This is a genomic window from Pseudomonas putida (genome assembly GCF_028682175.1).
Lineage (GTDB): Bacteria > Pseudomonadota > Gammaproteobacteria > Pseudomonadales > Pseudomonadaceae > Aquipseudomonas > Aquipseudomonas putida_AD.
This window is the reverse complement of the sequence record NZ_JANHKS010000036.1, coordinates 20,629-38,201: the sequence shown is the minus strand read 5'-3', so window position 1 is coordinate 38,201 and position 17,573 is coordinate 20,629. Positions and strand designations below refer to the sequence as shown.

The 17,573-nt window shown below is 56.6% G+C and carries 30 protein-coding genes; 29 read left to right on the top strand and 1 reads right to left on the bottom strand.

Features of this window, described 5'->3' with window-relative positions:
- The first annotated feature begins 46 nt into the window (after positions 1-46).
- The 29 genes from rpsJ to bfr all read left to right on the top strand — a co-directional run bounded on the left by rpsJ (position 47) and on the right by bfr (position 14,482).
- Positions 47-358: a 30S ribosomal protein S10 gene (gene rpsJ / locus NPS29_RS21325; protein ID WP_003186070.1), complete on the top strand. Its 312-nt coding sequence runs from the start codon at positions 47-49 to the stop codon at positions 356-358.
- Positions 359-439: 81 nt separating this feature from the next.
- The gene (gene rplC / locus NPS29_RS21320; protein ID WP_274134927.1) at positions 440-1,075 is read left to right on the top strand and encodes a 50S ribosomal protein L3; all 636 of its coding nucleotides are present in this window, start codon (positions 440-442) and stop codon (positions 1,073-1,075) included.
- Between the two features lie 12 nt (positions 1,076-1,087).
- Positions 1,088-1,690: a 50S ribosomal protein L4 gene (gene rplD / locus NPS29_RS21315; protein ID WP_274134926.1), complete on the top strand. Its 603-nt coding sequence runs from the start codon at positions 1,088-1,090 to the stop codon at positions 1,688-1,690.
- Entirely contained in the window at positions 1,687-1,986 is a 300-nt protein-coding gene (rplW, locus tag NPS29_RS21310; RefSeq protein WP_008374165.1) for a 50S ribosomal protein L23, read from the top strand. Before rplD ends, rplW begins: the two co-directional genes overlap by 4 nt.
- 14 nt (positions 1,987-2,000) lie before the next feature.
- Positions 2,001-2,825: a 50S ribosomal protein L2 gene (rplB, locus tag NPS29_RS21305; protein ID WP_274134925.1), complete on the top strand. Its 825-nt coding sequence runs from the start codon at positions 2,001-2,003 to the stop codon at positions 2,823-2,825.
- 16 nt (positions 2,826-2,841) lie between these two features.
- A complete protein-coding gene (gene rpsS / locus NPS29_RS21300; protein WP_002555486.1) occupies positions 2,842-3,117 on the top strand; it encodes a 30S ribosomal protein S19 in 276 nt (91 codons plus the stop codon).
- Positions 3,118-3,130: 13 nt separating this feature from the next.
- Entirely contained in the window at positions 3,131-3,463 is a 333-nt protein-coding gene (gene rplV, locus NPS29_RS21295; RefSeq protein WP_003103908.1) for a 50S ribosomal protein L22, read from the top strand.
- A gap of 13 nt (positions 3,464-3,476) precedes the next feature.
- The gene (gene rpsC, locus NPS29_RS21290) at positions 3,477-4,163 is read left to right on the top strand and encodes a 30S ribosomal protein S3 (protein WP_007924192.1); all 687 of its coding nucleotides are present in this window, start codon (positions 3,477-3,479) and stop codon (positions 4,161-4,163) included.
- Between the two features lie 12 nt (positions 4,164-4,175).
- Entirely contained in the window at positions 4,176-4,589 is a 414-nt protein-coding gene (gene rplP / locus NPS29_RS21285; RefSeq protein ID WP_003228729.1) for a 50S ribosomal protein L16, read from the top strand.
- Positions 4,589-4,780, top strand: coding sequence for a 50S ribosomal protein L29 (rpmC, locus tag NPS29_RS21280; protein ID WP_002555481.1), 192 nt, complete (start codon positions 4,589-4,591; stop codon positions 4,778-4,780). The genes rplP and rpmC overlap by 1 nt, the downstream gene beginning before the upstream one ends.
- Before the next feature lie 2 nt (positions 4,781-4,782).
- A complete protein-coding gene (rpsQ, locus tag NPS29_RS21275; RefSeq protein ID WP_003194644.1) occupies positions 4,783-5,049 on the top strand; it encodes a 30S ribosomal protein S17 in 267 nt (88 codons plus the stop codon).
- A 23-nt stretch (positions 5,050-5,072) separates the two neighbouring features.
- The gene (gene rplN / locus NPS29_RS21270; protein ID WP_002555479.1) at positions 5,073-5,441 is read left to right on the top strand and encodes a 50S ribosomal protein L14; all 369 of its coding nucleotides are present in this window, start codon (positions 5,073-5,075) and stop codon (positions 5,439-5,441) included.
- A gap of 11 nt (positions 5,442-5,452) precedes the next feature.
- The gene (gene rplX / locus NPS29_RS21265; protein ID WP_002555478.1) at positions 5,453-5,767 is read left to right on the top strand and encodes a 50S ribosomal protein L24; all 315 of its coding nucleotides are present in this window, start codon (positions 5,453-5,455) and stop codon (positions 5,765-5,767) included.
- Between the two features lie 22 nt (positions 5,768-5,789).
- A complete protein-coding gene (gene rplE, locus NPS29_RS21260) occupies positions 5,790-6,329 on the top strand; it encodes a 50S ribosomal protein L5 (protein WP_093468877.1) in 540 nt (179 codons plus the stop codon).
- Positions 6,330-6,342: 13 nt separating this feature from the next.
- The gene (gene rpsN / locus NPS29_RS21255) at positions 6,343-6,648 is read left to right on the top strand and encodes a 30S ribosomal protein S14 (protein ID WP_003228726.1); all 306 of its coding nucleotides are present in this window, start codon (positions 6,343-6,345) and stop codon (positions 6,646-6,648) included.
- A gap of 213 nt (positions 6,649-6,861) precedes the next feature.
- Positions 6,862-7,254 carry a 30S ribosomal protein S8 gene (gene rpsH, locus NPS29_RS21250; protein ID WP_020290698.1) on the top strand — a complete coding sequence of 131 codons (393 nt, stop codon included), beginning with the start codon at positions 6,862-6,864 and terminating at the stop codon, positions 7,252-7,254.
- Between the two features lie 12 nt (positions 7,255-7,266).
- Complete coding sequence (gene rplF / locus NPS29_RS21245) at positions 7,267-7,800, top strand: 50S ribosomal protein L6 (protein WP_274134922.1); 534 nt, start codon at positions 7,267-7,269, stop codon at positions 7,798-7,800.
- A gap of 10 nt (positions 7,801-7,810) precedes the next feature.
- A complete protein-coding gene (gene rplR, locus NPS29_RS21240) occupies positions 7,811-8,161 on the top strand; it encodes a 50S ribosomal protein L18 (RefSeq protein ID WP_037017727.1) in 351 nt (116 codons plus the stop codon).
- Between the two features lie 3 nt (positions 8,162-8,164).
- On the top strand, positions 8,165-8,665 hold the full coding sequence (gene rpsE / locus NPS29_RS21235; RefSeq protein WP_274134920.1) for a 30S ribosomal protein S5: 501 nt from the start codon (positions 8,165-8,167) through the stop codon (positions 8,663-8,665).
- Between the two features lie 2 nt (positions 8,666-8,667).
- A complete protein-coding gene (rpmD, locus tag NPS29_RS21230; protein ID WP_093468886.1) occupies positions 8,668-8,844 on the top strand; it encodes a 50S ribosomal protein L30 in 177 nt (58 codons plus the stop codon).
- Between the two features lie 3 nt (positions 8,845-8,847).
- The gene (gene rplO / locus NPS29_RS21225) at positions 8,848-9,279 is read left to right on the top strand and encodes a 50S ribosomal protein L15 (RefSeq protein WP_037017733.1); all 432 of its coding nucleotides are present in this window, start codon (positions 8,848-8,850) and stop codon (positions 9,277-9,279) included.
- Entirely contained in the window at positions 9,280-10,611 is a 1,332-nt protein-coding gene (gene secY, locus NPS29_RS21220) for a preprotein translocase subunit SecY (RefSeq protein WP_062384496.1), read from the top strand.
- A 28-nt stretch (positions 10,612-10,639) separates the two neighbouring features.
- Positions 10,640-10,756, top strand: a complete 117-nt coding sequence (gene rpmJ, locus NPS29_RS21215) for a 50S ribosomal protein L36 (RefSeq protein WP_002555468.1) — start codon at positions 10,640-10,642, stop codon at positions 10,754-10,756.
- A gap of 130 nt (positions 10,757-10,886) precedes the next feature.
- The gene (gene rpsM, locus NPS29_RS21210) at positions 10,887-11,243 is read left to right on the top strand and encodes a 30S ribosomal protein S13 (protein ID WP_274134917.1); all 357 of its coding nucleotides are present in this window, start codon (positions 10,887-10,889) and stop codon (positions 11,241-11,243) included.
- A gap of 30 nt (positions 11,244-11,273) precedes the next feature.
- Positions 11,274-11,663 (top strand): 30S ribosomal protein S11, encoded by a 390-nt coding sequence (gene rpsK, locus NPS29_RS21205; RefSeq protein ID WP_002555466.1) that lies wholly within the window; start codon positions 11,274-11,276, stop codon positions 11,661-11,663.
- Between the two features lie 18 nt (positions 11,664-11,681).
- Positions 11,682-12,302, top strand: coding sequence for a 30S ribosomal protein S4 (gene rpsD / locus NPS29_RS21200; RefSeq protein WP_274134916.1), 621 nt, complete (start codon positions 11,682-11,684; stop codon positions 12,300-12,302).
- A 22-nt stretch (positions 12,303-12,324) separates the two neighbouring features.
- Positions 12,325-13,326 carry a DNA-directed RNA polymerase subunit alpha gene (locus NPS29_RS21195; protein ID WP_007970428.1) on the top strand — a complete coding sequence of 334 codons (1,002 nt, stop codon included), beginning with the start codon at positions 12,325-12,327 and terminating at the stop codon, positions 13,324-13,326.
- A 42-nt stretch (positions 13,327-13,368) separates the two neighbouring features.
- Positions 13,369-13,755, top strand: coding sequence for a 50S ribosomal protein L17 (rplQ, locus tag NPS29_RS21190; RefSeq protein WP_062384499.1), 387 nt, complete (start codon positions 13,369-13,371; stop codon positions 13,753-13,755).
- Positions 13,756-14,017: 262 nt separating this feature from the next.
- The gene (bfr, locus tag NPS29_RS21185; RefSeq protein ID WP_274134915.1) at positions 14,018-14,482 is read left to right on the top strand and encodes a bacterioferritin; all 465 of its coding nucleotides are present in this window, start codon (positions 14,018-14,020) and stop codon (positions 14,480-14,482) included.
- A 74-nt stretch (positions 14,483-14,556) separates the two neighbouring features.
- Here the strand turns inward: bfr and uvrA are convergent, their stop codons facing one another.
- A complete protein-coding gene (gene uvrA, locus NPS29_RS21180) occupies positions 14,557-17,391 on the bottom strand; it encodes an excinuclease ABC subunit UvrA (RefSeq protein ID WP_274134914.1) in 2,835 nt (944 codons plus the stop codon).
- Positions 17,392-17,573 lie beyond the last annotated feature (182 nt).

Below are 17,573 nucleotides of genomic sequence, written 5' to 3'. Positions count from 1 at the left end.
GGGCGCATTGCGCCCGGTGGGAATAGCAGCCGGAGTCTGAAATCCAATGCAAAATCAGCAAATCCGTATCAGGTTGAAGGCTTTTGACCATCGCCTGATCGACCAATCCACCCAGGAAATCGTGGAAACCGCGAAACGTACTGGTGCTCAAGTGCGTGGTCCAATTCCACTGCCTACTCGCAAAGAGCGGTTCACCGTTCTGGTCTCCCCGCACGTCAACAAAGACGCGCGTGACCAGTACGAGATCCGTACTCACAAGCGCGTTCTGGACATCGTCCAGCCAACGGATAAAACCGTTGACGCTCTTATGAAGCTTGATCTTGCGGCAGGTGTGGAAGTGCAGATCAGCCTCGGCTAAGACTCGGGTCTTAGTCGTGTAACGCTCTGAAATGGGCGGCCATAGCGGGTGAAAGCCCCGTACACTCATGAGGTTTACAACATGACTATTGGTGTAGTCGGTCGAAAAGCGGGCATGACCCGTATTTTCACCGAAGAAGGTGTCTCCATTCCGGTCACGGTCATTGAGATCGAGCCGAATCGCGTCACCCAGTTCAAAACCGAAGAAAGCGATGGCTATCGTGCAGTGCAAGTCACTGTCGGTGAGCGTCGTGCTTCGCGTGTCACTGCAGCCCAGGCGGGTCACTTCGCCAAGGCTAACGTTGCCGCTGGTCGCACTGTCCTGGAATTCCGTCTTGAAGAAGGCGAATACAAGGCCGGTGACCTGATCAACGCAGAAATCTTCGCTGCTGGCCAACTGGTAGATGTTACCGGTCAGTCGAAAGGTAAAGGCTTTGCCGGTACCATCAAGCGCTGGAACTTCCGCGGTCAGGACAACACCCACGGTAACTCCGTTTCCCACCGCGTCCCGGGCTCTATCGGCCAGTGCCAGACTCCTGGTCGTGTATTCAAGGGCAAAAAAATGTCCGGTCATATGGGCGCTGAGCGCGTGACCGTGCAGTCCCTGGAAGTAGTGCGCGTGGACGCTGAACGCAATCTGTTGTTGGTCAAGGGCGCTGTTCCTGGCGCTACTGGCGGCAATCTGGTTGTACGTCCAGCAGCCAAGGCTCGCGGTTAAGGGGAAGCTGACATGCAATTAAACGTAAATGACGCTCAAGCGATCGAAGTTTCCGAACTGACATTTGGCGGCGAGTTCAACGAGACGCTGGTTCACCAAGCAGTCGTGGCCTACATGGCTGGCGGCCGTCAAGGTAGCAAGCAGCAAAAGACCCGTTCCGACGTTTCCGGTGGCGGCAAGCGCCCATGGCGTCAGAAGGGTACTGGCCGTGCTCGTGCCGGTACTATCCGTAGCCCAATCTGGCGTGGCGGTGGTACCACTTTCGCAGCACGTCCTCAGGACCACTCTCAGAAGCTCAACAAGAAGATGTACCGCGCAGCTCTGCGCTCCATCCTCGCTGAGCTGGTTCGTACTGATCGTCTGGTCGTGGTTCAGGATTTCGCCGTTGAATCGCCGAAAACCAAAGACCTGCTGGGCAAGCTGAACAGCATGAGCCTGACCGATGTTCTGATCGTGTCGGACGCTGTTGACCAGAATCTGTACCTGGCTGCTCGCAACCTGCCACACGTTGATGTCCGTGACGTGCAAGGTTCCGATCCAGTTAGTCTGATCGCATACGACAAAGTGTTGATCACTGTGTCGGCCGTGAAGAAATTCGAGGAGCTGCTGGGATGAACCAGGAACGCGTATTTAAAGTTCTGCTTGGCCCGCACGTTTCCGAGAAGGCTACGGTTCTGGCAGACAAGAAAGGTCAGTTCGTTTTCAAGGTTGCGACTGACGCAACCAAGCTGGAAATCAAGAAGGCCGTCGAAAGCCTGTTCAGCGTGAAAGTAGAGCGCGTGACTACCCTGAATGTTCTGGGTAAGACCAAACGCACTGCTCGCGGTCTGGGCAAGCGTAATGACTGGAAGAAGGCAGTTATCTCCCTTCAGCCAGGCCAAGATCTCGATTTCAGCAGCAGTGCTGAGTAAGGAAGGGGCGCATCATGGCAATCGTTAAATGCAAACCGACTTCCGCTGGCCGCCGTTTTGTGGTCAAGGTGGTCAACCAGGAGCTGCATAAAGGCGCTCCTCACGCACCGCTGCTCGAGAAAAAATCGAAGTCTGGTGGTCGTAACAACAATGGCCGCATCACTACTCGTCACGTAGGTGGTGGTCATAAGCAGCATTACCGTCTGGTCGACTTCCGTCGCAACGACAAGGATGGCATCGCTGCCACCGTCGAGCGTATCGAATACGATCCAAACCGTACTGCTCACATCGCACTGCTGCTGTACGCAGACGGCGAGCGCCGCTACATCATCGCCCCTAAAGGCGTGAGTGCTGGCGATCAGCTGATCGCAGGCGCACTGGCTCCAATCAAGCCAGGCAACGCTCTGCAGCTGCGCAACATCCCGGTCGGTTCTACCGTTCACGGTATCGAGCTCAAGCCAGGCAAAGGTGCTCAGATCGCTCGTTCCGCTGGTGCTTCGGCTCAGCTGGTCGCTCGTGAAGGTGTCTACGTGACTCTGCGTCTTCGCTCCGGTGAAATGCGTAAAGTCCTGTCCGAATGCCGTGCAACTCTGGGTGAGGTTTCGAACTCCGAGCACAGCCTGCGTTCGCTGGGTAAAGCTGGTGCCAAACGCTGGCGTGGCGTTCGCCCAACCGTTCGTGGTGTTGCCATGAACCCGGTTGACCACCCACATGGTGGTGGTGAAGGTCGTACCTCCGGTGGTCGTCATCCGGTATCGCCGTGGGGCTTCCCGACTAAGGGCGCGAAGACTCGTGGTAATAAGCGTACCGACAAAATGATCGTCCGTCGTCGCAAGTAAATAGAGGGATACGACAGTGCCACGTTCTCTGAAAAAAGGTCCTTTTATTGATCTTCACCTACTGAAGAAGATCGAAGTGGCGGCGGAAAAGAACGATCGCAAACCAGTTAAGACCTGGTCGCGTCGTTCGATGATCCTGCCACAAATGGTCGGTCTGACCATTGCTGTGCATAACGGTCGTCAACATGTTCCAGTTCTCGTGAACGAAGACATGGTCGGCCACAAACTGGGCGAGTTCGCCGGTACCCGCACCTATCGCGGGCACGTGGCTGACAAGAAAGCCAAGCGTTAAGGGGTAAGGAACGATGGAAGTAGCCGCTAAGTTGTCGGGCGCTCGAATCTCCGCCCAGAAAGCCCGCTTGGTCGCCGACCAGATCCGCGGGAAGAAGGTGGGCGAAGCGCTCAACCTGTTGGCTTTCAGCAGTAAGAAAGCCGCCGAGATCATGAAAAAAGTGCTGGAGTCGGCCGTAGCCAACGCCGAGCATAACGAAGGCGCAGACGTTGATGACCTGAAGGTCTCCACCGTTTTCGTCAACGAAGGGCGTTCGCTGAAGCGCATCATGCCACGTGCCAAAGGCCGTGCTGATCGCATCGTCAAGCGGTCTTGCCATATCACTGTCAAGGTTGCTGACAAGTAACGGAGTCGAAGAGATGGGTCAGAAAGTACATCCCATTGGCATTCGCCTGGGAATCGTCAAGGAGCACACCTCCGTCTGGTACGCAGACGGTCGGACTTATGCGGACTATTTGCTCGCAGATCTGAATGTGCGTGAGTATCTCCAAGACAAACTAAAAAGCGCGTCCGTTAGCCGTATCGATATCCATCGTCCGGCTCAAACTGCACGCATCACCATCCACACCGCTCGTCCAGGTATCGTTATCGGGAAGAAAGGTGAAGATGTTGAAAAACTGCGTCAGGACCTGACCAAGCAAATGGGTGTGCCTGTGCACATCAATATCGAAGAGATCCGCAAGCCGGAACTTGACGGTATGCTGGTTGCTCAGAGCGTAGCTCAGCAGCTGGAGCGTCGTGTGATGTTCCGTCGCGCCATGAAGCGCGCCGTACAGAACGCCATGCGCATTGGTGCCAAAGGCATCAAAATCCAAGTGAGCGGTCGTCTCGGCGGTGCTGAAATCGCACGTACTGAATGGTATCGCGAAGGTCGTGTGCCACTGCACACCCTGCGTGCCGATATCGACTATGCCACCTACGAAGCTCACACCACTTACGGTGTGATCGGTGTCAAGGTTTGGATCTTCAAAGGCGAAGTAATTGGTGGTCGCCAGGAAGAACTGAAACCTCAAGCACCAGCGCCTCGTAAAAAAGCTGCCAAGTAAGGGGTACGCCAAATGTTGCAACCAAAGCGTACGAAGTTCCGCAAGCAGATGACCGGCCACAACCGTGGTCTGGCACTGCGCGGTAGCAAAGTCAGCTTCGGCGAGTTCGCGCTGAAGTCTGTTGCTCGTGGTCGTCTCACCGCCCGTCAGATCGAGTCTGCACGTCGTGCTCTGACCCGTCACGTTAAGCGTGGCGGCAAGATCTGGATCCGTGTTTTCCCGGACAAGCCGATCTCCAAAAAACCTCTCGAGGTTCGGATGGGTAAAGGTAAGGGTAACGTGGAGTACTGGGTTGCCCAGATCCAGCCAGGCAAAGTCCTGTACGAGATCGAGGGTGTTTCCGAAGAGTTGGCGCGTGAGGCATTTGCCCTGGCTGCTGCGAAGCTGCCACTCGCCACCTCCTTTGTTAAGCGGACGGTGATGTGATGAAAGCGAATGAACTTCGTGAAAAATCAGCACAGCAACTGAACGAGCAACTGCTCGGCTTGCTGCGCGACCAGTTCAATCTGCGTATGCAGAAAGCAACTGGCCAGTTGGGGCAGTCTCACCTGCTCTCGCAAGTTAAGCGTGACATCGCTCGCGTGAAGACTGTGCTCAACCAGCAGGCAGGTAAGTAATCATGGCTGAAGCCGAAAAAACCGTCCGTACGCTGACTGGCCGTGTCGTCAGCGACAAGATGGACAAGACCATCACCGTACTGATCGAGCGTCGCGTCAAGCACCCTATCTACGGTAAATACGTTAAGCGTTCGACTAAGCTGCACGCGCACGACGAAACCAATCAGTGCCACATCGGCGACAAGGTCACTATCCGTGAAACTCGTCCGATGGCCAAGACCAAGTCTTGGGCCCTGGTTGATGTTCTCGAACGCGCTGTGGAAGTCTAAGGGCTAAGGGTCGGAGAAATTATATGATTCAGACTCAATCCATGCTCGATGTGGCCGATAACAGCGGCGCTCGCCGCGTTATGTGCATCAAGGTGCTGGGTGGCTCCCATCGTCGTTACGCTGGTATCGGTGACATCATCAAAGTGACCGTCAAGGAAGCAATTCCGCGCGGTAAGGTGAAGAAAGGCCAGGTGATGACTGCTGTTGTAGTCCGCACTCGCCACGGTGTTCGTCGTGCAGACGGCTCCATCATCCGCTTCGATGGCAACGCTGCTGTTCTGTTGAACAACAAGCAAGAGCCGATCGGCACCCGTATCTTTGGGCCAGTGACCCGTGAACTTCGTACTGAGAAGTTCATGAAGATCGTCTCGCTCGCCCCAGAAGTGCTGTAAGGAGATCCGACATGCAAAAGATTCGTCGTGACGACGAGATCATCGTGATCGCCGGCAAAGACAAAGGCAAGCGCGGTAAGGTGCTCAAGGTTCTCGCTGACGACCGTCTGGTCGTTGGTGGGATCAACCTGGTGAAGCGTCATACCAAGCCTAACCCGATGTCGGGCGTACAGGGCGGTATCGTCGAGAAAGAAGCGCCACTGCACGCTTCTAACGTCGCCATTTTCAACGGCGCAACCAACAAGGCTGACCGCGTTGGTTTCAAAGTTGAAGACGGCAAAAAAATTCGTGTCTTCAAGTCGACCCAAAAAGCGGTTGATGCTTGAACACTGCTAGGTAGATGAGACCATGGCACGACTGAAAGAGATTTACTGGAAAGAAATCGCACCCAAGCTTAAGGAAGAACTTAAGCTTGAGAACGTGATGGAAGTTCCACGCGTTACCAAGATCACCCTGAACATGGGTCTGGGCGAAGCGATCGGCGACAAGAAAGTCATCGAGCACGCTGTTGCTGACCTGGAAAAGATCACCGGCCAGAAAGTCGTTGTGACCTACGCTCGCAAATCCATCGCAGGCTTCAAAGTCCGCGAAGGTTGGCCGATCGGCGTCAAAGTGACCCTGCGCCGTGAGCGTATGTACGAGTTCCTGGATCGTCTGCTGTCGATCTCCCTGCCTCGGGTTCGCGACTTCCGCGGCCTGAATGCCAAGTCCTTCGATGGTCGTGGCAACTACAGCATGGGCGTGAAAGAGCAGATCATCTTCCCGGAGATCGACTACGACAAGATCGATGCCCTGCGCGGTCTGGACATTACCCTGACCACCACTGCTCGTACGGACGAAGAAGGTCGCGCACTGCTGCGTGCTTTCAAGTTCCCGTTCCGCAACTGATTGGAGTAGGACCATGGCCAAGAAGAGCATGAAAAACCGTGAGCTGAAGCGTCAGCTCACCGTTGCCAAGTACGCCACCAAGCGTGCAGCACTGAAAGCAATCATCGTCGACCTGAACGCAAGTCCAGAAGCACGTTGGGAAGCGACAGTTGCCCTGCAGAAGCAACCACGTGACGCAAGCGCCTCGCGCATGCGTAACCGTTGCCGCCTGACTGGTCGTCCGCACGGTGTTTACCGCAAGTTCGGCCTGGGCCGTAACAAGCTGCGTGAAGCCGCCATGCGTGGTGACGTACCAGGTCTGGTTAAAGCCAGCTGGTAAGCCGCACTTCTCGCGCAACGCCGTTCGGGATCTCCGGAACCCGACCGGCGTAACGCCTGAATCTGAATCAAGCCCCTTTTGGGGCTTGATTCGTTTGTGGCGTACGTCTAGAATTGCCGGCTCGCCAGAGCCCGTGTTTTCACGTGGCCGGAATTTCCAGGCGAACGTTGTAGCCGAAAGGCTCATTTTATTTGTATCAGGAGCGTCTAGCCCATGAGTATGCAGGACCCGTTAGCGGACATGCTAACTCGTATCCGTAATGCCCAGATGGCCGAAAAGCCCGTCGTAAGCATGCCATCCTCCACTTTGAAGGTGGCTGTAGCCAAAGTCCTGAAGGACGAAGGTTACATCGCGGGTTACCAGATCAGCAGCGAAACCAAACCGTTGCTCTCTATCGAGCTGAAGTACTTCGAAGGCCGTCCGGTTATCGAAGAAGTGAAGCGCGTCAGCCGTCCAGGCCTGCGCCAGTACAAGTCCGTCGATGATCTGCCAAAAGTTCGTGGCGGTCTCGGTGTGTCTATCGTCTCCACCAACAAAGGTGTGATGACGGATCGTGCTGCGCGCGCTGCCGGTGTCGGCGGCGAAGTGCTTTGCACAGTGTTCTAAGGGGGGATAAGCATGTCACGCGTAGCTAAGAACCCCGTTAAGTTGCCCGCAGGCGTTGAAGTCAAGATCGCCGGTCAGCAACTTTCGGTAAAGGGTACCAAGGGTACTCTGGACCTGAACGTTCACTCGTCCGTTGAAGTAGTCCAGGAAGCTGGCGAGCTGCGTTTCGCCGCCCGCAATGGCGACCAGCAGACTCGTGCAATGGCCGGTACCACTCGTGCTTTGGTCAATAACATGGTCCAGGGCGTAAGCCAAGGCTTCGAGCGCAAGCTCCAGCTGGTCGGTGTTGGTTACAAGGCGCAGGCAAAGGGTCAGATTCTGAACCTGGCACTCGGCTTCTCGCACCCAGTGGATTACGAACTGCCGGAAGGCGTCACCGCTGAGACTCCAAACCAGACCGATATCCTGATCAAGGGCATCGACAAGCAGCTGGTTGGTCAAGTGGCCGCGGAAATCCGCGACTTCCGTCGTCCAGAGCCGTACAAAGGCAAAGGCGTGCGTTACGCGGACGAAGTTGTCCGTCGTAAAGAAGCCAAGAAGAAGTAGGGCATAGCAAATGACCGTCAAAAAAGTTACCCGACTGCGTCGCGCTCGCAAAGCACGCCTGAAAATGCACGAACTCGAAGTCGTGCGTCTCTGCGTGTACCGCTCTTCGCAGCACATCTACGCCCAGGTCATTTCGGCCGACGGCAGCAAAGTCTTGGCAAACGCCTCGACTTTGGACAAGGAACTGCGTGATGGTGCCACCGGCAACATCGACGCGGCCACTAAAGTTGGCCAGCTGATCGCTGAGCGTGCGAAAGCCGCCGGTGTATCTCAAGTGGCTTTTGATCGTTCCGGCTTCAAGTACCACGGTCGCGTCAAGGCGCTGGCTGATGCTGCTCGTGAAGGCGGGCTGGAGTTCTAAGTTATGGCAAATAACGACCAAAAACGCGACGAAGGCTACATCGAGAAGCTGGTCCAGGTTAATCGCGTAGCAAAAACCGTAAAAGGCGGCCGTATCTTCACTTTCACCGCGTTGACCGTGGTTGGTGATGGTAAAGGGCGTGTTGGCTTTGGCCGTGGCAAGTCGCGTGAAGTGCCTGCTGCGATCCAGAAGGCGATGGAAGCTGCTCGCCGCAACATGATCCAGGTTGATCTGAACGGCACCACCCTGCAGTACGCCATGAAGTCCGCCCACGGCGCTTCGAAGGTTTACATGCAGCCTGCTTCCGAAGGTACCGGCATCATCGCCGGCGGCGCAATGCGTGCTGTCCTGGAAGTAGCCGGCGTTCAGAACGTCCTGGCCAAGTGCTACGGTTCGACCAACCCGGTCAACGTTGTTCACGCAACGTTCAAGGGTCTGAAGTCGATGCAATCGCCTGAGTCCATCGCTGCCAAGCGCGGCCTGAACGTTCAGGAGATCATCTGATCATGGCAACCGTTAAAGTCACTTTGATCAAAAGCATGACCGGCCGTATCCCTAACCACAAACTGTGCGTTAAGGGTCTGGGTCTGCGTCGCATCGGTCACACTGTAGAAGTCGCTGACACCCCGGAAAACCGTGGGATGATCAACAAGGCTTACTACATGCTGCGCGTCGAGGGTTAATCGATGAAACTCAATGATCTGAGTCCAGCGCCGGGTTCCCGTCGCGAGAAGCATCGTCCGGGTCGTGGTATCGGTAGTGGTTTGGGCAAGACCGGTGGCCGCGGCCACAAAGGTCAGACCTCCCGCTCCGGTGGCACCATCGCTCCGGGCTTCGAAGGCGGCCAACAGCCGTTGCATCGTCGTCTGCCAAAGTTCGGCTTCGTCTCTTTGAAGGCTATGGATCGTGCAGAAGTTCGCACCTCCGAGCTGGCTAAAGTTGAAGGCGTCGTAACTGTGCAGTCCCTGAAGGATGCCAACGTGATCAACCAAAACGTACAGCGCGTGAAAATCATGCTGTCCGGTGAGGTTACTCGCGCAGTCACCCTTAAAGGTATCGCAGCCACCAAAGGTGCGCGTGCGGCTATCGAAGCAGCTGGCGGCAAGTTCGAGGAATAAATGGCTAAGCAAGGTGCTCTCTCAGCGCTCAGCAAAAGTGGCGGGTTGTCCGAGCTCTGGGCTCGTCTGCGTTTTCTGTTCCTGGCGATTATCGTCTACCGGATCGGCGCGCATATCCCAGTTCCAGGTATCAACCCCGATCGGCTGGCGGACCTGTTTCGACAGAATGAGGGGACCATTCTTAGCTTGTTCAACATGTTTTCCGGTGGTGCGCTGGAGCGCATGAGCATTTTTGCACTGGGGATCATGCCGTACATCTCGGCATCGATCATCATGCAGCTCATGACCGCTGTCAGCCCACAGCTGGAGCAGTTGAAGAAGGAAGGTGAGGCTGGTCGTCGCAAGATCAGCCAATACACCCGCTATGGCACCGTCGTCCTGGCTCTGGTTCAAGCTATTGGCATGTCCATTGGCCTGGCCGGTCAGGGCGTTGCTTTCTCTGCAGATATCGGCTTCCACTTCGTGGCGGTCACCACCTTCGTGGCTGGTGCGCTGTTCATGATGTGGCTGGGCGAGCAGATCACAGAGCGCGGTGTAGGTAACGGTATCTCGATGTTGATTTTTTCGGGTATCGTCGCCGGTCTTCCGAGAGCGATCGGACAGTCTTTCGAGTCTGCACGTCAGGGCGATATCAACATCTTCGCTCTGGTCGCCATCGGTTTGCTGGCAGTAGCGATCATCGGTTTCGTGGTGTTCATTGAGCGTGGTCAGCGTCGTATCGCCGTTCACTACGCCAAGCGTCAGCAAGGCCGCAAGGTCTTCGCTGCGCAGACCAGCCACCTGCCGCTGAAAGTGAACATGGCTGGTGTTATTCCGGCCATTTTTGCGAGCAGCATCTTGCTGTTCCCGGCTTCGTTGGGTGCCTGGTTCGGTCAGTCTGAAGGTATGGGCTGGCTGCAGGACATCTCGCAGTCGATCGCTCCTGGTCAGCCGTTGAATATTCTGCTGTTTAGTGCAGGGATTATTTTCTTCTGCTTCTTCTATACGGCGTTGATGTTCAATCCGAAAGACGTAGCGGAAAACCTGAAGAAGTCCGGTGCCTTTATTCCGGGTATCCGTCCTGGTGAGCAGTCTGCACGCTATATTGATGGCGTTTTGACTCGTCTGACCATGTTCGGTGCTCTTTATATGATGGCCGTGTGCCTGCTGCCCCAGTTCCTGGTGGTGGCTGCAAACGTGCCGTTCTACCTTGGCGGGACCTCGTTGCTGATCGTGGTCGTGGTTGTGATGGACTTCATGTCCCAAGTGCAATCTCACCTCGTTTCGCACCAGTATGAATCCCTGATGAAGAAAGCCAACCTGAAGGGCTACGGCAGCGGCATGCTGCGCTGAAGCACCCATAAGGTTCGAGGAGTTGGTGATGAAAGTTCGTGCATCGGTGAAAAAGCTGTGCCGTAACTGCAAGATTATTCGCCGCGAAGGTGTTGTTCGAGTAATTTGCAGCGCGGAACCACGTCACAAGCAGCGCCAAGGCTGAGTGTGATCTGTGCTAAAGCCCAGCAGCTAGTGCGCTGCTGGGTTGATTATTTGTTATTACAGCGATATTATCTCGCGCCCTATTTCTTGGCTTCCGGGGCGTAGGTAGCTGTCAATTGGAGTCCCACTGAATGGCCCGTATTGCAGGCGTTAACATTCCAGATAACAAGCATACTGTTATCTCGCTGACCTACATCTATGGTGTTGGTCGCACGACTGCACAGAAAATCTGTGCTACCACCGGGGTTAACCCGGCGGCAAAGATCAAAGATCTGAGCGATGAGCAGATTGAATCGCTGCGTGGCGAAGTCGCGAAGTTCACCACTGAAGGTGACCTGCGTCGCGAAATCAACATGAAAATCAAGCGCTTGATGGACCTCGGTTGCTACCGCGGTCTGCGTCATCGTCGCGGTCTTCCAGTGCGCGGTCAGCGTACCAAGACCAACGCGCGTACCCGTAAAGGTCCGCGTAAGCCGATCCGCAAGTAATCGCCCCAGCGAATCGACAGGAATTAAATCATGGCAAAACCTGCTGCTCGTCCTCGTAAAAAAGTTAAAAAGACAGTGGTTGATGGCATCGCCCACATCCATGCATCTTTTAACAACACCATCGTGACCATTACCGACCGTCAAGGTAACGCTCTTTCCTGGGCTACCTCCGGTGGCTCGGGTTTCCGCGGTTCCCGCAAGTCCACCCCGTTCGCTGCTCAAGTAGCTGCTGAGCGTGCTGGTCAAGCTGCGCTGGAATACGGCCTGAAAAACCTCGACGTAAACGTCAAGGGCCCAGGTCCGGGTCGTGAATCCGCTGTCCGTGCTTTGAACGGCTGTGGCTACAAGATCGCCAGCATCACCGACGTGACGCCAATCCCGCACAACGGGTGCCGTCCGCCGAAGAAGCGCCGCGTGTAATCCAGGAGATTGTAAAGAATGGCTCGTTACATTGGTCCAAAATGCAAACTCGCTCGTCGCGAAGGCACCGATCTCTTCCTGAAGAGCGGCGTGCGCGCTATCGAATCGAAGTGCAACATCGAAGCAGCCCCAGGCATCCACGGCCAGCGCCGCGGTCGTCAGTCCGACTACGGCACCCAGCTGCGTGAAAAGCAAAAAGTCCGTCGTATCTACGGCGTTCTCGAGCGTCAGTTCAGCGGTTACTACAAGCAAGCTGCCGGCAAGAAAGGCGCTACTGGTGAGAACCTGCTGCAACTGCTCGAATGCCGTCTGGACAACGTTGTATACCGTATGGGCTTCGGTTCGACTCGTGCCGAATCGCGTCAGCTGGTATCGCACAAGTCGGTTAGCGTAAACGGCAAAACCGTTAACGTTCCGTCCTTCCAGGTTCGTGCTGGTGACGTCGTTGCTATTCGCGAAAAAGCGAAAAACCAACTGCGTATCGTCCAGGCTCTCGATCTGTGTGCCCAACGTGGCCGCGTAGAATGGGTAGAAGTAGACACTGAGAAGAAATCTGGCGTTTTCAAAAGCGTCCCAGCTCGCAGTGATCTGTCCGCCGACATCAACGAAAGCCTGATTGTCGAGCTCTACTCCAAGTAAGGGCTAGAAAATAGGTGCATCCATGCAGATTTCGGTAAATGAGTTTCTGACACCTCGTCACATCGACGTGCAGGTTGTCAGTCCAACCCGCGCCAAAATCACTCTCGAGCCTCTCGAGCGTGGTTTCGGCCATACCCTGGGCAACGCGCTGCGCCGCATCCTGTTGTCCTCCATGCCCGGCTGTGCAGTAGTCGAGGCCGAGATTGACGGTGTACTCCATGAGTACAGCGCAATCGAAGGTGTACAGGAAGACGTCATTGAAATCCTGTTGAACCTGAAAGGTCTGGCTATCAAGCTGCACGGTCGAGACGAAGTTACGCTGACCTTGTCGAAGAAGGGTTCGGGGGTGGTTACCGCTGCCGATATTCAGCTGGATCATGATGTCGAGATCGTTAACCCCGATCACGTAATCGCTAACCTGGCGTCTAACGGCGCCCTGAACATGAAGCTCGTTGTAGCTCGTGGTCGCGGTTATGAACCAGCAGACTCGCGTCAGAGCGATGAAGACGAAAGCCGCAGCATCGGTCGCTTGCAGCTCGACTCTTCGTTCAGCCCGGTTCGCCGTATCGCATACGTGGTGGAAAACGCCCGTGTCGAACAGCGTACCAACCTGGACAAACTGGTTATCGATCTGGAAACCAACGGTACTCTGGATCCTGAAGAGGCTATCCGTCGCGCTGCAACCATCCTGCAACAGCAGTTGGCTGCGTTCGTCGACCTCAAAGGTGACAGTGAGCCGGTCGTAGTCGAACAGGAAGACGAGATTGATCCGATCCTGCTTCGTCCGGTTGACGATTTGGAACTGACCGTACGTTCGGCCAACTGCCTTAAGGCGGAGAACATTTACTACATCGGCGATCTGATTCAGCGCACCGAAGTAGAACTGTTGAAGACTCCGAACCTGGGCAAGAAATCCTTGACCGAAATCAAGGATGTTCTGGCTTCTCGTGGTCTCTCCCTCGGCATGCGCCTCGACAACTGGCCGCCTGCAAGTCTTAAGAAGGACGACAAGGCGACTGCCTGATCGTCGTAATCACCGAACGTTGTGTTTGGTAAGGAATGAACCATGCGTCATCGTAAAAGTGGACGTCACCTGAGCCGTACCAGCTCTCACCGCAAGGCCATGTTCCAGAACATGGCGGTGTCGCTGTTCGAGCACGAGCTGATCAAAACTACCCTGCCAAAAGCCAAGGAACTGCGCCGCGTTGCCGAGCCGCTGATCACCCTGGCCAAGGTAGACAGCGTTGCAAACCGCCGTCTTGCTTTCGACCGTACTCGTTCGAAAGAAATGGTTGGTAAGCTGTTCAACGACCTGGGCAAGCGTTATGCAACCCGTGAGGGTGGCTACCTGCGCATCCTGAAGTGCGGTTTCCGCGCTGGCGACAACGCTCCTATGGCGTACGTCGAACTGGTTGACCGTCCTGTCGGTGGCTCTGTAGAAGCCGCTGAATAAGACGTCAAGTCGTTACAAAGAACCGGGCCTAGCGCCCGGTTTTTTGTTGCCCGCGATTTATGGGAATACAACGCGTTATCAGTTGAAATGAGCGATTATTGCGCTGATCGCTAGTGATAAACAGAACTCTCCTCATTTACTCGTGTTTTCGACACCAAATGTCAGAAAATCACTGCTTTTCTTCGTTTTTCTGCCTTTGAAAAGATGACCTTGAGCAGATGTTGGTTCAAACTATCGTCTTTCAAGAAGGAGATTCACGGCGATGCAAGGCCACCCGGACGTCATCGATTACCTCAACACGCTGCTGACCGGCGAACTGGCTGCGCGCGACCAATATTTCATCCACTCGCGGATGTATGAGGATTGGGGTTTCAGCAAGCTCTACGAGCGTATCAACCACGAGATGGAAGAAGAGGCAGGTCACGCTGATGCGTTGATGCGCCGGATTCTGATGCTCGAAGGTACGCCGCGCATGCGCCCGGATGACCTGGATGTAGGCACCACAGTCCCTGAGATGCTCGCCAGTGACCTTCGCCTGGAATACAAGGTCCGTGCCGCACTGTGCAAAGGCATCGCCCTCTGTGAGCAGCACAAGGACTACATCAGCCGTGACATCCTGCGCCTGCAACTGGCAGACACTGAAGAAGATCACACCTACTGGCTTGAAAAGCAGATGGGCCTGATCAAATCCATCGGCCTGGAAAACTACCTCCAATCGCAGCTCTGATTCCGGTCCCATAAAAAAGCCCCTGGCGCGATCTTCGTGCCAGGGGCTTTTTCGTTACTGCTGCCTTCAGGCGATCAGGCGCGATCGCGTTCCAGCAGTGGCTTGAGGTAGTGCCCGGTGTAGGACTGCTTCATCTCGGCCACCTGTTCCGGCGTGCCGGTGGCGATGATCTGGCCGCCTTTAGAGCCGCCTTCAGGGCCCAGGTCCACCAGCCAGTCAGCGGTCTTGATGACATCCAGGTTGTGCTCGATGACCACCACGGTGTTGCCGTGGTCGCGCAATCGGTGCAGCACGTCCAGCAATTGCTGGATGTCCGCGAAGTGCAGGCCGGTCGTAGGCTCGTCGAGGATGTACAGCGTCTTGCCGGTGTCGCGCTTGGACAGCTCGCGAGACAGCTTCACACGCTGCGCTTCACCACCAGACAGCGTGGTCGCCGATTGCCCCAGCTTGATGTAGGACAGGCCCACGTCCATCAGGGTCTGGAGCTTGCGCGCCAGTGCCGGTACGGCGTCGAAGAACGCTCGCGCTTCCTCGATGGTCATCTCCAGCACTTCGTGGATGCTCTTGCCCTTGTATTTGATCTCAAGGGTTTCGCGGTTGTAGCGCTTGCTCTTGCACACGTCGCACGGCACGTAGATATCCGGCAGGAAGTGCATCTCGACCTTGATCAGGCCGTCGCCCTGGCAAGCGTCGCAGCGGCCGCCCTTGACGTTGAACGAGAAGCGCCCTGGACCGTAACCCCGGGAGCGCGACTCGGGCACGCCGGAAAACAACTCGCGGATCGGCGTGAACAGCCCGGTGTAAGTTGCCGGGTTGGAGCGTGGCGTGCGCCCGATGGGGCTCTGGTCGATGTCCACCACTTTGTCCAGGTGTTGCAGGCCGTCGATGCTGTCGTGGGTGGCGGCTTCCAGCGTCGTGGCGCCATTGAGGGCCGTGGCACTGAGCGGGAACAGGGTGTTATTGATCAGCGTCGACTTGCCTGAGCCCGATACGCCGGTCACGCAGGTCAGCAAGCCAATCGGAATTTCCAGATCGACATTGCGCAGGTTGTTGCCGCGGGCGCCCTTGAGCTTCAGCGACAGCTTCTTGTTGCGCGGGGTGCGCTTGGCTGGCACCTCGATCTTCACCCGCCCGGACAGGTACTTGCCGGTCAGCGAGTCAGGGTGAGACATCACGTCCTGCGGCGTGCCTTCGGCGACGATCGATCCGCCGTGAACGCCGGCACCCGGGCCGATATCGACCACGTAGTCCGCCAGGCGGATGGCGTCTTCATCGTGCTCGACCACGATCACCGTGTTGCCGATGTCCCGCAGATGGCGCAGGGTGTCGAGCAGCCGGTCGTTATCCCGTTGATGCAGGCCGATGGACGGCTCGTCGAGGATGTACATGACGCCCACCAGCCCCGCGCCGATCTGGCTGGCCAGACGGATACGCTGGGCTTCACCGCCAGAAAGTGTATCTGCGCTGCGATCCAGGGTCAGGTAATCCAGGCCGACGTTGACCAGAAATTGCAGGCGCTCGCGGATTTCCTTGAGGATCTTGTCAGCGATCTCGCCACGACGGCCGGTCAGTTTCAGTCCGCCGAAGTAATCGGTGGCGTCGCCGATAGGCAGGTTGGTCACGGCAGGCAGGGTTTTTTCCCCGACCCAGACATGACGCGCCTCGCGACGCAGGCGAGTGCCGCGGCAATCCGGGCAAGGCTGGGTGCTGAGGAACTTGGCCAGTTCTTCGCGCACGGTCGCCGATTCGGTTTCCCGGTAGCGGCGCTCCAGGTTTGGCACGATCCCTTCGAACGGGTGTGCGCGTTTGACGATATCGCCACGGTCATTCAGATAGCGGAAGTCGACGTTCTGCGTGCCGCTGCCGTTGAGCAGGATCTTCTGCTGGTCGGCCGGCAGCTCCTTGAACGGCACTTCCAGGCTGAAACCGTAGTGTTTGGCCAGTGAGCCGAGCATCTGGAAGTAATAGACGTTACGCCTGTCCCACCCACGTATAGCGCCTTCGGCCAGCGTCAGGTCGCCGTTGACCAGCCGCTTGGTGTCGAAGAACTGCTTCACACCCAGGCCGTCGCAGGTCGGGCAGGCGCCGGCCGGGTTGTTGAAGGAGAACAGCTTGGGTTCCAGTTCGCTGATGGCGTGGCCGCAGATCGGGCAGGCGAAGCGGGCCGAGAAGATGACCTCTTCACCAGGCTCGTCGTCCATCGGCGCAACCAGTGCGATGCCGTCCGCCAGTTTCAGCGCGGTCTCGAAGGATTCTGCCAGGCGTTGCTGCAGGTCGGCGCGAACCTTGAAACGGTCTACGACCACGTCGATGGAATGCTTCTTCTGTTTGTCCAGCTTGGGCAGCTCGTCGAGCTCGCACAGCTTGCCGTTGACCCGCGCACGGACGAAGCCCTGGGCGCGCAGCTCATCGAACACCGCCAGGTGCTCGCCCTTGCGCTCGCGCACCACCGGCGCCAGCAGCATCAGCTTGCTGCCTTCAGGCTGGGCCAGCACCAGGTCGACCATCTGGCTGACGGTTTGCGCCTCCAGCGGGATGTCGTGGTCCGGGCAGCGCGGCGTGCCTACCCGCGCATACAACAGGCGCAGGTAGTCGTAGATTTCAGTGATGGTGCCCACGGTGGAACGCGGGTTGTGCGACGTGGATTTCTGCTCGATCGAAATGGCCGGCGAAAGGCCTTCGATGGTGTCCACGTCCGGCTTTTCCATCATCGACAGGAACTGGCGGGCGTACGCAGAGAGCGATTCGACGTAGCGGCGCTGACCTTCGGCGTAAAGCGTATCGAACGCCAGCGACGACTTCCCGGAGCCCGAGAGCCCGGTGATGACGATCAGCTTGTCGCGGGGCAGGGTCAGGTCGATGTTTTTCAGGTTGTGGGTTCGAGCCCCACGAATCAGGATCTTGTCCAAGGCGGCCTCGCACGGCGGGCGTAAAACACTGGAGTATACGGCCAAATACTGGATGGATGCACACTATTGCGCTGGCTTGCGCCGTACGTAAGAAAAAGAATTTTCCTGCGATGCGCGGCAAAGCGTCGTATGTGCTGTACATCGATGGGACTGGTAGAATCGCCGCCGGTTCACATGAGGTT